We start from the raw sequence: 16,065 nt of genomic DNA, 5'->3' as shown, positions 1-16,065 counted from the left end.
TAAAAATTACAAACAATCAGATATGCGGAAAATAATACTGCTGATTTGTATAATATATTTACTCCCCGGCGTGCTACTGGCGCAGCACCGGGTGATTACCGGCGCTGTGCGAGATATTCAGGGGCCACTGCCTGGTGTCACGGTAGCTGAAAAAGGGGTACCAACAAATGGGATGATCACTGATGCGGCGGGTAAATTCAAACTGACTTTAAAAGGATCTTCCAATATTCTCGTGTTCCGTTATCTCGGTTATGTGACAAGAGAACTGAATGTTGTAGGCAGGAATGATGGGATAGATGTCACATTGGCTTCAGATAACCAGGCATTGGATGAGGTAGTGGTAGTTGGTTATGGTAAGACCACCCGTATCACCAATACAGGCTCTGTCAACACCATCAATGCTGCTGAAATCAGGAACGTGCCTACTGCTAATGTGCAGAATGCACTGTCTGGCAGATTACCGGGTTTCTTCTCTCAACAATCATCCGGTCAGCCGGGTAAAGATGCGTCTGACTTTTATATCCGTGGTGTGAGCTCACTGAATCCTGCTGGTAATAAACCTTTGATCATCGTGGATGATGTGGAATATACCTATGATCAGTTGCAACAGATCAACGTAAATGAAATTGCATCTATCTCCGTATTGAAAGATGCAAGTACCACCGCCATCTATGGTATCAAAGGCGCAAATGGAGTACTGGTTGTCACTACCCGTCGTGGTAAACTGGGTAAACCACAGATCAATGTACGTGTGGAAGGTGGTACACAAACACCGACAAAGATCCCTAAGTTCCTGGATGCATATGAGTCCGCACGCCTCATCAATCAGGCAGATGCGAATGATGGGCTGACGGCAGAGTTCACACAGGCAGACCTGGATGCATATAAAAACCATACCGATCCTTATGGACATCCGGATGTAAACTGGTATGATGCGATCTTCAAACAATTCAGTTTTCAGCAGAATACGAATCTGGATATCTCAGGTGGTAATGAAACAGTGAAGTACTTTATCTCAGGTGGCGCGATGAACCAGAATGGACTGGTACGTACCTTCCCTGATCCACGTGGTACAGTAAATACCAATTACAATTTTAAAAGATACAATTTCAGGTCTAACCTGGATCTGAGAGCAAATAAGACATTGACGATGCGACTGGATGTGACGACCCGTTTTTCAACAACGAATTCACCGAACCTGTCAGCAAACAGTGCATTGTCTGAAGTATTTGACTTTAGTAAATTAACGCCGTTTACAGCACCCTTTCTGAATCCTGATGGCTCTTATGCATATGCGTATTCCCGTTTTAATACAGGACATTTACCAACCTTAAATGCACGACTGGCCACAGGTGGTTATCAGAATGCAAAGAGAACGGATTACAATATCGTATTCAATGCTACCCAGCAACTGAATAAAATTACCGATGGTTTATCCATCAGTGCACGTATCGCCTATTCCAGCCAGGAGCAGTATACAAGAGGGACGGGTAACTTTGGTTCTATTCCTTCTTATCATTACGATCCTACTGATAAGTCTTATACCCTGAATCCTGCAGGTACGTATGTATTCTCCAATATCTATTATTCAGGGAATACCAATATCTATACAAATAATGTGAACCTGCAATTCTTTTCCAACTATGACCGCACTTTCAATCAAAAGCATCACGTGACAGGTTTGTTATTATTAAACCAGCAATCACAAACCTATGATGCCTATGATAACCTGGATGCAGCGTCTGTAGGTGTACCTGCAAAGTTTCAGGGTGTTTCCGGTTCTGCCAACTATGAATATGATGGCAAGTACCTGGTGGATCTGAAAGCAGCTTACAATGGTACCGATAGGTTTGCCGCAAGTCATCGCTTTGGTTTATTCCCGGCGATTGGTCTGGGCTATAACCTGTCAGGCGAAAAGTTCTTCAAAGAAGCATTCCCTGTATTTGGTCTCTTCAAGATCCGTGGTTCCTATGGTATCGTAGGCTCTGATGTAGCGCCCAATAACCGTTATATCTATGCACAGAACTATATCCAGAATGGCAATACATATCCGTTCGGTGAATCTCCTTCCAACTATACCATGTTCTACGAAGGGAATCTCGCAAACAGCAATGTAGTTTGGGAGAAGCAAAAGGAAACCAATCTGGCAATTGATATCAATATGCTGAAGAATAACAAGCTTTCTGCTACCATCGAGGTGTTCAGGAATATCCGTTATGATCAGCTGATCGTGCCGAACAATGTACCTGATATCATTGGTGTGGGATTGCCGGCAGTGAACATTGGTCGTACACAGAATCAGGGTTTTGACGGTCAGATTGGGTATCATAGCAGTATTGGCAATGTACAGTGGGGGGCGAATTTTGTCTTCTCTTATGCAAAGAATAAGATCCTGTATCAGAGTGAAGCATCACCTGCTTATCCATGGTTATCACATACAGGAAAACCATTGAATCAGCCATTCGGTTATCACTCATTGGGGTACTATACACAGGATGATATTGATAATGTAAATACCTACATGGCATCCAATGGTGGCAGCAATGCTGGAAACAAGACAGTAGCGGTACCAGACAATGGTTTGCCATTGCATGCAGGTGATTTGAAATACCAGGATCTGAACGGAGATGGCTTTATCAATGTATTTGACCAGCGTGCCATCGGGCATCCAAACCTGCCTAATACGAATCTGGGTATGAACCTGCAGGCGAGTTACAAAGGTTTTAGTCTGAGTGTATTGCTGCAGGGGTCTTTCAACTACAGCTTTATCATTACAGGCACAGGTATAGAACCTTTCATTGGTCAGTTCCAGCCGGTACATATGGAAGCATGGACACCTGAGACTGCTGGCAGTGCAAAGTATCCAAGACTGACTACGAACAAATCATCTGTAAATAGTCCTACCTATTATCCATCTGATTACTGGTTAGTGAATGCACATTATATCCGTCTGAAGACAGTGGATCTGGGGTATCAGTTTCCAACGAAGATGCTGCCTTTTCACCTGAACAGTGCAAGGGTGTATATGAGTGCTTACAACCTGTTTACCTGGGATAACTACCGTAAATATCAGCAGGATCCTGAGATCAGTACGAATACTGCGGGTGATGCGTATATTAACCAGCGGGTGGTTAACTTAGGAGTACAATTAAGTCTTTAAGCATATGTTTCCTACTATCGGAGATTTGATCAGCTATCTATTCCACATTACGGTGAAGGTCAACCTTCAGACATTTGGTACATGTATGGCCCTGGCATTTGCCGGGGCCTATGTGGTGTTTGTAGCGGAGTTTAAGCGGAAAGAAAATGACGGCACAATAAGAGGTATGCTGGTCAGGCCCGCCAGTAAGCCGGTGGAGGTGATAGTGAATGCGGGCATAGGGTTTCTGATTGGGTATAAGGTAGTGGCGATTGTATTGGCATTACTTCAGCGGCAGGATCCTGTATCATTACTTTTCTCTTTGAGGGGCAACTGGATAGCAGGCTGTTTGCTGGCACTCGTATGGGGCATATGGGCCTATTATAGTTATAAAATAGCAGCCTCCCAATTCATACACCCTTACCAGCTCATGCCATACATCGTATTCATGGTGGCGGTATTTGGGTTTATAGGCGCCAAGCTCTTTGATGCCGTAGAGCATTTTCAGGAGCTTTTGTATAATCCGGTTACTGTGTTGTTTTCACGAAGTGGCTTTACTTACTATGGTGGCCTCATATTTGGCGCATTGACCTATCTCTACATTGGCTACCGGCATAAGATCAAACTGATTCATATGGCAGATATCGGCTCTCCGGGAATGATGCTGGCATATGGGATCGGGCGAATAGGTTGTCAGTTGTCAGGTGATGGAGATTGGGGAATTGTGAACAGACATGTAAAACCAGACTGGATACCACAATGGGCATGGGCCTATACTTACCCACACAATGCAATTGATACAGGGGTATTTAAAAATGGCTATTATGAATTGCCTCTCGGTGTATACCCAACACCTTTGTATGAAGCGGTATTATGCATCCTGTTATTCATGGGTATGTGGATGGTCAGGAAAAGATTGCGGGTACCGGGGGCAATGTTTTTTATATATTTATTATTGAACGGAATCGAGCGCTATTATATTGAAGTAATACGTATTACCCCGAAATATACCTTATTCCAGCTGAGTCAGGCGCAAATAATTGCACTACTTTTTATGGCAGGAGGGGTCGCAGGATTTGTTTGGTTAACGGGTAGATATTATTTTTCACCTACAAAACAAATTCCATAGTTATGAAGAGATTGCTTTTTACACTCTCAGGTCTGGTAATGCTTGTAAACTTACAGGCGCAATATAAGGTAGAAGAGGCGCCGGAGTGGTCTGCCCTTTTCATCAGGAATAACGGCTGGTTTGGCGGAGATGGTATATATTCCATTCCGTTTAACGGGGTGGAAAACCGTCGGTCAGACAGCCTGCTTTTTATCTTCAGTGATTCCATGATTGGTACGATAGAAAATGATTCATTACAACCCGGCTCCCGCATGATTCACAATAGTGTGGCCATCTGGAACGGGCATGAGATGCAATTCTCCTGGCCGGAAAATGAGCAACACGAAGCCATCTCCGTATTTGAACCAGGTACCCCGCTTACAGAGAAAAATGATTACTATTGGCTGGGCGATGGCTTTGTAAACCAGGAACAGGATAATACCCTTTATATATTTGGTTATCGCATCCGCAATGTATCACAGGAAGCCTTTGGTTTCAGGGAAGTCGGTAATACCCTGATTAAGATCTCCAAAGGCACAACGCCTCCGTTTACAAAGTACGAGCAGATGGATACGCCTTTCTTTTTTACAGATAAATCCGGGCAGATCGGCTCTTATGGCGCAGGTATCTATGTCAATACAAAGAAGGCCGGAGCGCCTGCCCCTGATGGTTATGTATACATCTACGGTGTGCATGGTATGGAAAAGGGTATGGTCGTAGCGAGAGTAAAGCCTGCTGAATTCGATCATTTTGATCAATGGCGTTTTTATAATGGCAAGACATGGGTGAAGGAAATGAATAAGGCCGTTGATGTAACAAATAAAGTATCCAATGAACTCAGTGTATCGCCATTGCCAGATGGTAAATACGCACTTATCTTCCAGGAGGGGGGCTTAAGTACTACCATCGGTATGCGGGTAGGTACTACGCCTATAGGGCCTTTTGGCCCAGTAATCAAATTATGGGATTGCAGTAAGGATGCGGAAGAAAAAACCTATGTCATGTACAATGCCAAGGCGCATCCTGGCATCTCTGCACCGGGCGAACTATTGATCAGTTATAATGTGAATTCAGTAGAATTCTTTAACGACCTGCAAAAACATCCACATTTATATCGTCCACGGTTTCTCAGACTTAAACTAACTCATTGATGAAGCAATTATTATTAGCCTTGTTACTGTGTATTGTAGCTATACGTGGCATGAGCCAGGTAAACTATGTAAATACAAGGCAGGGAACCAATAGCAAGTATGAATTTTCTTATGGTAATACCTATCCGGCTACAGCATTACCTTTTGGTATGCATACCTGGACCCCGCAAACAGGTAAGAATGGAGATGGCTGGAAGTACCAGTATTTTGTACATACGATCAGGGGCTTTCAGCAGTCACACCAGTGTAGTTCATGGGTGAATGATTACGCAGTGTTTTCGCTGTTCCCTGAGTCAGAATTGTTAGTGAATGAGGATGAACGTGCCGCCTCTTTTAAACATGAAAATGAAATCGCACAACCCGGTTATTATAAAGTCACTTTTGATAATGGTATAAAAACAGAATTCTCTCCTACAGAAAGAGGGGTGCATTTTCGTTTTTCATTTCCTTCTAAGAGAGCTATTATTGTATTGGATGGGTATACCAAAATGAGCCAGGTGAAGATAGATCCTTCGGCTCGGAAAATTACTGGTTATGTAAATAATGCCAGATGGGCGCCACAGAACTTTCGCAATTATTTTGAGATCACATTTGACAAGCCTTTTAAGGCGTATGGTACATGGCAGAATAATAGAATAAATGCAAATAATTCTGAAGGCGAAGGCGAAGGTATGGGTGCATACATCGACTTTGGCAATGCAAAACAAGTAGAAGCAAAGGTAGCTTCTTCTTATATCAGTCCGGAGCAGGCAACACTGACATTACAGCGTGAGTTGGGGACTTACAAAAAATTAGAAGACACCCATACTGCTGCCGATAAAGTTTGGAATGCCCTTTTATCCAGAATGAAAGTAGAAGGAGGTACAGAAGAACAAAAGGCAACTTTCTATTCCTGTCTCTACCACGCCAATCTCTTCTCACATCAGTTCTTCGAATATGACAAAGATGGCAATCCATACTACTTCAGTCCTTACGATGGAAAGATCCATCCCGGGTATATGTATACAGATAATGGTTTCTGGGATACCTTCAGAGGACAATTTCCTTTGAACACAATTATGCATCCAACCATGGAAGGTCGTTATGCGCAGGCATTGCTGGATGCACAGGAGCAATGTGGCTGGTTCCCTGCCTGGTCATTTCCGGGCGAAACAGGAGGGATGCTGGGCAATCATGCCATATCTCTATTGACAGATGCCTGGGCAAAAGGTATCCGCACCTTTGATCCACAAAAAGCCCTGAAAGCATACTTCCATGAGGCAACCAACAAAGGTCCATGGGGTAGTGCGAATGGCAGACCCGGTTACAAGGAATATTATGAAATGGGCTATTGCCCTTATTCAGAAAAGACATTAGGCGCCTCTTCCTGGACATTGGAATTCGCTTATGATGACTTTTGTGGTTACCAGCTGGCAAAGATGACGAACCAGCCATTCTATGAGCAGGTATTTAGTCGCCAGATGTATAATTACAAAAATCTGTATGATCCTGCCACTGGTTTCATGCGTGCAAAAGATGCAGAAGGGAATTGGGTAACGCCGTTCGATCCTTTGGACTGGGGTGGTCCATATACAGAAGGGAATGCATGGCATTGGACATGGTCAGTATTCCATGATGTGCAGGGATTGATCAACCTGATGCACGGGGAGCAACAGTTTACCAATAAGATCGATTCCGTATTCAGCATACCGGGTACTATCAAAGTCGGAGGGTATGGTCAGGTGATCCATGAGATGACGGAGATGGCCGAATTCAACATGGGGCAATATGCGCAGGGGAATGAGCCGATTCACCACCTGGTTTATTTATATAACTACGCCGGGCAGCCCTGGAAAACCCAGTGGCATGTAAGACAGATCATGCAGAATATGTACAATGCTACTGAGAATGGCTACCCCGGCGATGAAGATCAGGGGCAGATGTCAAGCTGGTATGTGCTGAGTGCTGCAGGGTTTTATAGTGTATGTCCCGGAACAGATCAGTATGTGATTGGGAGTCCTTTGTTTCCAAAGATGACGATCACCCTTGAGAATAACAAACAATTCATAGTGGAAGCGGAAAATAATAGTCCCCGGAATGTATATATCCAGTCAGCGACTTTGAATGGAGTGCCTTATGAACATAATTATATCACGCATAATGCAATTATGAATGGTGGGGTGTTGCACCTTGTAATGGGGCCCGAACCGAATAAACAAAGGGGAATAAAGCCAGCAGACAAGCCGTTTTCGCTTACTTCTGCGGGTTCCTGGGCACTTGGCCCATTCGTGCGTCCTGCGGGCGTAAATCCTTTAATAAGCCCTGATTCTACAACAAGTTTCCGCGACCCTATGACGGGGGAACTGGTAGGTTGGGAATCCAATGATACATTCAATCCTGCCGCCGTATTAAAAGATGGCAAGGTTTGTATTTTGTACAGAGCAGAAGACTGCTCTGGCAAAGGCATTGGTATGCGCACCTCACGTGTTGGTCTCGCCACCAGTGAAGACGGACTTTTGATTAAAACCCGCTCTAAAGAACCTGTTTTATTCCCTGACAATGACAACGCAAAAGAATTTGAATGGAAAGGTGGTTGTGAAGATCCCCGCGTAGCAGTGACAAAAGAGGGTACCTACCTTGTATTGTATACAGAATGGAACAATAAAGTGCCGCGTTTAGGTGCTGCACTATCCAAAGACCTGATTCACTGGGAGAAAAAAGGTCCGGTATTCAAAGGCGCCTTCCGGGATATCGCTTCCAAATCTGCTTCCATCCTCACAGCGGTAAATAATGGTCAGCTGGTCATTTCCAAAGTAAATGGCAAATACTGGATGTATTGGGGAGAGCACCATGTCTATGCAGCTACATCTGATAATCTCTATGAATGGACACCGCTCACAACACCAGATGGTAAGCTGAAAGAATTGATGTCACCAAGAAAAGGGTATTTTGATAGTGACCTCACAGAATGTGGTCCTCCGGCAGTCAAAACCGATCAGGGGATCGTCTTGTTATATAACGGCAAGAACAACGCTGCTAATGGTGATAAGCGCTATACTGCCAATACCTATGCTGCCGGACAGGCATTATTTGATGGCGAACATCCTGACCAGCTTTTAGACCGGCTGGATCAACCTTTCCTTATCCCACAGGAAGCTTTTGAAAAAAGCGGCCAATATCCTGCGGGTACTGTTTTTATAGAAGGACTTGTGTTATTCAATAATAAATGGTTCCTTTATTACGGCTGTGCGGATTCGAGAGTCGCTGTCGCGGTCGCCGGTAAAAAGGAATAATAATGAGCGTTCGACCAAATTTCACGGAAAGAAAATACCTGACTATCTTTTTATTTGTGACCTCCCTGTTTTTATGCTGGGGAGTAGCACTCACACTGGGAGATGTATTGAACCGGCATTTTCAGCATGTCTTACATATTTCAAAGTCTAGATCCGGGTTGGTACAGTTATCCCTTTTTGGAGCGTATGCAGTGATGGGGATACCGGCAGGTATATTCATGAAGCGGTTTGGTTATAAACGTGGCATTTTATTAGGTCTGTTATTATATGCCTCGGGTGCGTTTTTGTTTATTCCCGCAGCAGAAGCAGTTTCTTTTAATTATTTCCGGTTGGCGTTGTTTGTGCTGGCATGTGGACTGGCTACTTTGGAAACAGTCGCCCATCCGTTGATCGCATCTTTGGGAGATCAGCGTACCAGTGATCAGCGTATCAATTTTGCCCAGTCTTTCAATGGCCTGGGAGGGGTGATAGGCCCTGCGCTGGGTAGTTATATCATCCTGAAAGAATCAAATGATCTACAGGCTGTGCGGGATTTATACATGGTGATAGGAGGGGTGATCGCTACGCTGGCAGTGGTTTTTTTATTTATTCGCATTCCAAAATTACAATATGCAACGCATGAAGACCTGGGTGAAGCAAAGCCCCTGATCCGACAGAAACACTTCGTATTTGCAGCTATAGCACAGTTTTTCAATACAGCGGCACAGGGAGGTACCTGGGCATATTTTATCAATTATGGGCATGATGTGATGGGGTTGAGTGATGAAAAGGCAGGGTATTTTTTCTCATTGAGTATGATCCTGCTGATGATAGGTCGCTTTGTGGGTACGGGTTTGATGCGTATCATTGCCCCTTATAAGCTGTTGGCTATGTTTGCAGGTATGAATATCGTGATGTGTGTGATAGTCGCGCAGCAGTGGGGATGGGTGTCGTTTGTAGCGTTGTTAATGATCAATTTCTTTTTCAGCATTATGTTCCCGACTATCTTTAGCCTGGGGTTGAAAAATCTGGGGAAGCACACACAGCAGGCCTCTTCTTTCATCGTGATGGGCGTGGTAGGAGGTGGAGTTTTTCCTCCTTTGATGGGGTTGATCGCCAATCACAACGTGGCTGCGGCGTATTATCTGCCTATCATTTGTTATATCGTGATTTTATTATTCGGTTATAATTATCCAAGGCTGGCTAAAAAATAATCTATTTTTGATCTTAAATAACCACTTGTGAAGAAATTAAGAATCAAGGATATTGCTGATGGCCTGAATATTTCCAAGACAGCGGTCTCTTTTATCCTGAATGGAAAGGCGGAGGAGAAGCGCATCAGCGAGGAACTGGTGGAGCGGGTAGAGAAATATATACAGGAGGTAGGGTATCGGCCAAGTCCTATTGCCCGTGGGTTGAGAACGGGAAAATCTCATATCATTGGTTTGATGGTAGAGAGCATCTCTGACCCATTCTTTGCTACTATTGCCCGTTTGATCGAGAATGAGGCTTATAAGGAAGGGTATAGGATTATCTATTGCAGTACGGATAATGATACGGAGAAGACGAAGGAGTTGATCAATGTATTGAAAGATAGAAGTGTAGATGGTTATATTATTTCTCCGCCTCCGGGGGTAGAGAAGGAGGTGAATGAACTGATCAAAGCAGGAATGCCGGTGGTGATGTTCGATCGTTACTTACCCAAAGTAAAGACGGATTATGTAGTCATCGACAATGAGCCGAGTGCAGAGAATGCTACAAACTACCTGATTAAACAGGGGTATAGCAATATTGGCTTTATTACTTTTTCCTCTTCGCTCACTCAGATGAAGGGACGATTGAAGGGCTATAAGAATGCATTGAAAAATGAAGGCTTAAAATCCTATGTACTTGAAATAGATTTCACACCTGAAGAGAAAGTTATGGTGCAGACCGTACGCAATTTTCTGGTGGCCAACCCTAAGCTGGATGCGATTTTATTCGGTGCAATACAGGCAGGTTCCTGTGGCTTGAAAGCCATGACACAGTTGAAATTGAAGGTACCCGAAGATCTGGCGGTGATCTCTTTTGATGATCACGACATCTTTGAATTGTTTGCAACACCGGTAACGGCTATAGCACAACCGATAGAAAAAATAGCGCATAAGGTGATTGGCTTATTGCTCGACAGGTTAGATCCAGAGAAGATTTCAGCGGAACCGAGAGAGGTGGTTTTGAAAACGAAGATGAAGGTGAGAGGATCTTCGGTAGTAAAAAATCCAAAAAAATATTTGGAGAGTAAATAGAAACTATTATCTTCGCGTCCCGTTTGAGAGAAAATGGGAACAGATTCCGTAGCTCAGTTGGTAGAGCAATACACTTTTAATGTATGGGTCTTGGGTTCGAGTCCCAACGGGATCACCAGAAAAGCATTAAGCAGTAACAACGCCGCATAAATCACATGATTTACGCGGCTTTTCTGTTTTCTGGCTATAATGTTTATCCAATTCAAACCAATCCAAATGTTTACAGAAAATGGAATCTGTATAAAACAAGTAGCGGCGGTCTCTATAAAATTGGATGAATATACCTCGACTTATGTGCCAGTTGGGGTGCAACATGCAGGGAGAAGCACCTCAAAAAAGAAATCAAAACTCATAATCTAAAATAATATCCATCACCAACGAACAATTAGTTAATGAACCCGGAACGGCTTGCAAAGCCTATCAGGCATTTTAGTATTGGTATTCGAGCTTAGTTCGTTCATCAGCTTTTGCCCGTCGTATTTCCCATTTTGAATAAACACTTTTAAAAAGAAGAAATAAAGGAGCAAAACTTATTCAGCGGTTGGAATTTTATGCGTGTGCTACGGTTGACATTGGGCATTTCATCATTGTGCAGGGCTTTCAGTCAAAAGAATGGTTGTTTATGGCATTGGGAGGATTATTCTCATTAATGTCGTTGCTAAATATTGGTTGTTGGGGTGCTTCGGAATGCAGTATACTCGTTTCACGGCGAAGCAATAATACAATAGAAGATACAACATATAAAGAAGTGCACTAGAAGAGGTCTGCTTGTATGAAGAAGAATAAGTACAGCCTATCGGTGTACATTCTCAATAGTGAAATTCCAGGTAACTTTTTTGGGAGTGCTATACCGACTACTGTTATTCTTTCCTGGGGTGGAGGTATGATTGCCCTGATAGAGGGCGGCAGGGATTATACTTCTCCCGAGATAATAAAAGCACTGAACGAATTAGTACAAAGCTAATAACCCGCATTGCTGACGAATAAATAGAAAGAATTATGCTGAATAATAAAGAAATTTTAAAGGTAAAGGTGTCTGCGAATAAGTTCGGACAATTCATCAGGAGAAATGGTTTTTCGATCCTGATGGGAATATTTATTATTGTCATACTGGTTAACCCTGATGCAAAATCATGGGTGCTGCGGCAATTGATGGCTACGGGGGGATATAATGCCAGGATAGAAGGGGAAGGCTACGATGTTACAAACCAGGCTTTTTCTGACTTTGATTTTGAGGACGGGAAAGGCACTGTTCAGCTTACAGCATCATTGCGGGGAAAAGTTGTGTTCATCAATTTTTGGGCATCGTGGTGTCCGCCATGCAGGGCTGAATTTCCTTCCATTGAAATACTTTATTCCAGGTTCAAAAACAATCCCGATGTTTCCTTTTTGACGGTTAATGAGGACAATGAGCTTTCGGCGGCTAATGCGTATATGAAAGGGGAAAATTTTACGGTTCCTTTTTACAAAACCAGAGGCAATGTGCCTGATGCGATTTATACCGGAACATTACCAACCACGATCGTACTGGATAAGAATGGCAAAATCAGGTTCCGGCATGAGGGCTTAGCCAACTATGGGTCGGAAAAATTCATGAAGCAGATAGAAGATTTGATAAAAGAATAGTCTAACAACAAAAACATCTTAGCATGAAAAATTAAGTTCATTGCTGGTAGTATTGATGTGGCTGACGTCAATCAGTGTTTTTAGCTCAGTAAAAAAAAGTTTTCTGGTTTAATGTGCGTGGAGGCGATGTACAGGGTATTTTGTACAGGAACTACAGCTCAAGGCAGAATGAATTACGATTACCCATCGGTTATTATGTAACCTATGGCGGGGCATTGAAAATCTGAATGCTGCCCGGCAGCGGTTGATGATAGCGGTTCCTGTATCGTATTACCCAAAGGGACGTGTCCGGTACGCTTAAATTAAACGGTAAAATAGACGTACCACCGCAAAACATGGTTTCCGTATGTATTCCACTGGGCGGTTATGTTAAATCAACCGGGCTGCTGCCAGGTATGCATGTGAAGAAAGGGGAGATTATTGCGGTGATTGAAGATCAACAGTACATACAATTGCAACAGGACTACCTCACTACTGTAGCAAAATTTAATTTGTTGGAAAAGGATTACCAGCGTCAGAAAGATCTAACTAGGGGCTGAATAATCAGTAGTTTAAGCTGCTTTTTTTACCTTTTCAATCATCGCAGATAATTTTTCTACAGCAGCATCGAGCCCCTCTTCAGCCCCTATAATACGAAAACGAATCACACCATTACTATCGATAATTATTTTATTGGGAATTGCTTTTACACCATAATGATCGGCTACAGTCGACTCGCTGTCGAGTAATACTTTGAAAGGGTATTCATTTTTTGACAGGAAGATTTTGATCTCACCTGTTGGGTCTTTTACCCGCTCCATGCAATCAACAAATAAAAATACTACCGATGAATCAGCAGCATATTTGTTAATGGTAGCCTTCATAGCAGGGAAGGATGCCTTACATGGACCACACCAGGTTGCCCAGAAGTCAAGAATAACAATTTTCCCTTTCAGCTTTTCCAAAGACACCATTCCTCCGTCGAGTGCATGTAGTGAAAACGAAGGCGCCTTTTCATCCAGCATTTTCAGATCAAGTTCAGCTCTTATCTTCAGTTTCATGGTGTCAATCAGCGGTTGGACATAAGCATCATATCCTGTTACACTCCCATTTACCTGTTGGTAGGCATTTTTCAGATCCGCCAGTAGCTTTTCATCCCCGTTACCTTTTTTCAGTAATCCGGATAATAGAAGCATTGCTTCTTTGCTCCTGTTATTTGCCAGTAATATTTTGGCATATAACTTTTCTAGCTCAGGGGTCTTATTTTCTGCATGGTTGTAAGCGTCAGAAATCACTGCAAGCGACTGTTCATAATGTCGCAGCCGATATAAAAAAAATGCATATTGCGAAATGTATGGAACCCGGTAGTCGTAAGGAAGGGTATAAGATAATAATTTGAATTTTTCCATTCCTGCCTCCATTGATTTCCTGGCTTGTACGGTATCATTAGCAGTCATTGCGAGATCTGCAATATTTATATTCGTCTTTGCGATCAGCATTGTATCTCTGACAGCGGACAGCCATTTTTCCGCAGTTGAATAATTCCGTTCCTTCGCATAAATGACAGCCAGGTGTGCCTCGGCAGTTTCATACAAATCCTTGTCATTCCCTGTGCCTGGAAATTGTTTTAACCATTTATTGTAGGCTGCTTCTACCTTACTGCTATTCTCTTCCATTTTCATGACCTTGCTAAATGCTACAGTTTTAGCCGCAGTGCCCTTTGGATATTTTTTTGCAGCAGTTACGTAAATAGAATCACTCGCAATTGGCATGCCTATATAAAAAAGTAAGGTAGCTGCGGTGATAAGGCTTGGCTCATCACCCTTTATCGTATAGGCACGTACTTCCTTGAGAATGGCAGTTTCCCGTTGAGGGTTCTCCAGCGTCAATAATGATGTGCACTTTGCAATAAACAGGCTGTCTCTTGGGTTAGACTGGGCATGCAACGTCAGTGAAAGAAAAGAAAGCAATATAAATTGTAAATATTTCATGGTTAATTATTGCAAATTTAAGTAGGAACTTAACTTCCGGCTGTTTACACAAGGCCGGAAGTTAGTTTCATGTCGGTTGGTTCTTAAGCAAAGGTTATGGATAGAAAAATTATGGATTATTTACAAGGCCTGTACTCTGTTGAACAATTTTTTGAGGGAAGCGCAATTGGAGGCGTTCGGCCCTGAGTGACACTTGTGTGGAGGAGCCATCCTGGTTATAAATAGCATGTGCATACGTTTTATTGCTAAAAAGTGGGTCTGTAGACAGTCGTCTCATATCAAACCATCGTGTTCCGGTTACTGCAAATTCCCTGGTTCTTTCATCCATGATGAAATTTAACAGGCTTATTTTATTACCTGCTACATAGTCCGGGACGGTAGCATCAGCCGCCGGCATACGTTTTTGTCTCAATGTCTCCACATCTGTTGTAGCACCAGCCAGGTTATCGAGCCGGCATGCACATTCTGCCCGCAACAAGTATAAATCGGGTACCAATACCCCATTTAAAAATGCGGAAAACCTATTTTTCCTCAGGATACCGCTGACAGGGTAGGAGGCGCCGGAATAGCTTTTGTTTGTATAAAATTTCAGGCGTAGGTCAGTGGAACCATACAGTGCAGCTGCAGCAGGGTTTAACACCAATTCATCATTGATATATGACCAGTAACTGCTAGACTGTTTAATCAGTAAATTTTCGATATTCGCCGTCATCGGAGGCACAGATGTACCACTATATGCACCACCAGTAGCGGTAGCCGTTTGAAGATCGTACAGACCTACCGGGATTGCGGAATTGCTCATATCATTGATCGCGGCATTTAGCCAGGTTAGACCATCCTGGTAGTTCGCCATAAAGACATACACCTTACCCAGGATACCTTCGGCTGCTGCTTTGGACATTCTCAATCTCGACGTAGTCTGTGCCGGAAGGTTCGGTATGGCTGCTGTCAGGTCACTAATGATAAGATCGTACACTTCTTTCACAGTCGCTCTCTTGAATGCCGTCTGCGTGATATCAGCTGTGGTGATAATAGGAAATCCTAAATCAGTTGCAGCATTGGTACTATAAGGCAACCCGAAATAGTTGATCATTAAAAAGTAGGTCCATGCTCTGCCGGCCTGTGCCTCTGCTTTTAAAGATGCTTTCTGAATGGTTGTGCCGTCAGTTGCATTATCAATCTCATTGATGATCTTATTGAATTCATAAATACTTTTCATCGTATTGGTGAACTCAGGGGCATCGTCGTTACTTTCATAGATCACATCATCCCAGCGAAATAACCTTTGGGTACGATAATTGGCCTTCGTAAAGTAAGGTTGCATACCGGCCATTTCATCACCCATAGGTACCTGCGCATTACTGTTAATATAAACCACGTAGAGGTTATTCAACAGGTTATCGTAGTCACTCACTGATTGCGCAATCAATGATCCCTTCGGCTCCACTTCCAGAAAATGGCTGGAACAGGAAGTAATGCCCAGCAGTGAAATAATTAAAGCTATAATCTTTCTGTTTATAATATAGTTCATGAGA

11 protein-coding genes and 1 tRNA gene are annotated in these 16,065 nt (G+C 43.1%); 10 read left to right on the top strand and 2 right to left on the bottom strand.

Features of this window, described 5'->3' with window-relative positions; genetic code table 11:
• The first annotated feature begins 22 nt into the window (after positions 1 to 22).
• The 10 genes from BW716_RS09635 (at position 23) to BW716_RS09590 (ending at position 13,099) form a co-directional block, all read left to right on the top strand.
• A complete protein-coding gene (locus BW716_RS09635; protein ID WP_083722326.1) occupies positions 23 to 3,160 on the top strand; it encodes a TonB-dependent receptor in 3,138 nt (1,045 codons plus the stop codon).
• A 4-nt stretch (positions 3,161 to 3,164) separates the two neighbouring features.
• Positions 3,165 to 4,268 carry a prolipoprotein diacylglyceryl transferase gene (locus tag BW716_RS09630; protein WP_083722325.1) on the top strand — a complete coding sequence of 368 codons (1,104 nt, stop codon included), beginning with the start codon at positions 3,165 to 3,167 and terminating at the stop codon, positions 4,266 to 4,268.
• A 2-nt stretch (positions 4,269 to 4,270) separates the two neighbouring features.
• Complete coding sequence (locus BW716_RS09625) at positions 4,271 to 5,398, top strand: DUF4185 domain-containing protein (protein ID WP_083722324.1); 1,128 nt, start codon at positions 4,271 to 4,273, stop codon at positions 5,396 to 5,398.
• Positions 5,398 to 8,670 carry a GH92 family glycosyl hydrolase gene (locus tag BW716_RS09620; protein WP_143708807.1) on the top strand — a complete coding sequence of 1,091 codons (3,273 nt, stop codon included), beginning with the start codon at positions 5,398 to 5,400 and terminating at the stop codon, positions 8,668 to 8,670. Before BW716_RS09625 ends, BW716_RS09620 begins: the two co-directional genes overlap by 1 nt.
• Positions 8,671 to 8,672: 2 nt before the next feature.
• Entirely contained in the window at positions 8,673 to 9,863 is a 1,191-nt protein-coding gene (locus BW716_RS09615; protein ID WP_083722322.1) for a sugar MFS transporter, read from the top strand.
• Positions 9,864 to 9,890: 27 nt separating this feature from the next.
• On the top strand, positions 9,891 to 10,934 hold the full coding sequence (locus tag BW716_RS09610; RefSeq protein ID WP_083722321.1) for a LacI family DNA-binding transcriptional regulator: 1,044 nt from the start codon (positions 9,891 to 9,893) through the stop codon (positions 10,932 to 10,934).
• Positions 10,935 to 10,976: 42 nt separating this feature from the next.
• A tRNA-Lys gene (locus BW716_RS09605) sits at positions 10,977 to 11,052 on the top strand.
• Positions 11,053 to 11,706: 654 nt separating this feature from the next.
• Positions 11,707 to 11,898 carry a hypothetical protein gene (locus tag BW716_RS36090; protein ID WP_143708806.1) on the top strand — a complete coding sequence of 64 codons (192 nt, stop codon included), beginning with the start codon at positions 11,707 to 11,709 and terminating at the stop codon, positions 11,896 to 11,898.
• A 35-nt stretch (positions 11,899 to 11,933) separates the two neighbouring features.
• A complete protein-coding gene (locus tag BW716_RS09595) occupies positions 11,934 to 12,560 on the top strand; it encodes a TlpA disulfide reductase family protein (protein ID WP_083722320.1) in 627 nt (208 codons plus the stop codon).
• A 284-nt stretch (positions 12,561 to 12,844) separates the two neighbouring features.
• On the top strand, positions 12,845 to 13,099 hold the full coding sequence (locus BW716_RS09590) for a hypothetical protein (RefSeq protein WP_143708805.1): 255 nt from the start codon (positions 12,845 to 12,847) through the stop codon (positions 13,097 to 13,099).
• 12 nt (positions 13,100 to 13,111) lie between these two features.
• Here BW716_RS09590 and BW716_RS09585 read toward each other — a convergent pair whose 3' ends face one another.
• Both BW716_RS09585 and BW716_RS09580 read right to left on the bottom strand, forming a co-directional pair.
• Positions 13,112 to 14,530 (bottom strand): TlpA disulfide reductase family protein, encoded by a 1,419-nt coding sequence (locus BW716_RS09585; RefSeq protein ID WP_083722318.1) that lies wholly within the window; start codon positions 14,528 to 14,530, stop codon positions 13,112 to 13,114.
• 109 nt (positions 14,531 to 14,639) lie between these two features.
• Positions 14,640 to 16,061: a RagB/SusD family nutrient uptake outer membrane protein gene (locus BW716_RS09580; RefSeq protein WP_179091062.1), complete on the bottom strand. Its 1,422-nt coding sequence runs from the start codon at positions 16,059 to 16,061 to the stop codon at positions 14,640 to 14,642.
• Positions 16,062 to 16,065: the final 4 nt, after the last annotated feature.

Origin of the sequence: [Flexibacter] sp. ATCC 35208 (assembly GCF_001975825.1) — a bacterium.
Taxonomy (GTDB): Bacteria; Bacteroidota; Bacteroidia; order Chitinophagales; family Chitinophagaceae; genus Chitinophaga.
The sequence above is the reverse complement of the archived record's forward strand: the minus strand, read 5'-3'. Positions and strand labels throughout refer to the sequence as shown.

Excerpts from the sequence above, each read along its gene's own strand:
- BW716_RS09585 (WP_083722318.1), bottom strand. The coding sequence starts at position 14,530 with ATGAAATATTTACAATTTATATTGCTTTCTTTTCTTTCACTGACGTTG.
- BW716_RS09625 (WP_083722324.1), top strand. The coding sequence starts at position 4,271 with ATGAAGAGATTGCTTTTTACACTCTCAGGTCTGGTAATGCTTGTAAAC.
- BW716_RS09635 (WP_083722326.1), top strand. The coding sequence starts at position 23 with ATGCGGAAAATAATACTGCTGATTTGTATAATATATTTACTCCCCGGC.
- BW716_RS09615 (WP_083722322.1), top strand. The coding sequence starts at position 8,673 with ATGAGCGTTCGACCAAATTTCACGGAAAGAAAATACCTGACTATCTTT.
- BW716_RS09580 (WP_179091062.1), bottom strand. The coding sequence starts at position 16,061 with ATGAACTATATTATAAACAGAAAGATTATAGCTTTAATTATTTCACTG.
- BW716_RS36090 (WP_143708806.1), top strand. The coding sequence starts at position 11,707 with ATGAAGAAGAATAAGTACAGCCTATCGGTGTACATTCTCAATAGTGAA.
- BW716_RS09630 (WP_083722325.1), top strand. The coding sequence starts at position 3,165 with ATGTTTCCTACTATCGGAGATTTGATCAGCTATCTATTCCACATTACG.
- BW716_RS09620 (WP_143708807.1), top strand. The coding sequence starts at position 5,398 with ATGAAGCAATTATTATTAGCCTTGTTACTGTGTATTGTAGCTATACGT.
- BW716_RS09595 (WP_083722320.1), top strand. The coding sequence starts at position 11,934 with ATGCTGAATAATAAAGAAATTTTAAAGGTAAAGGTGTCTGCGAATAAG.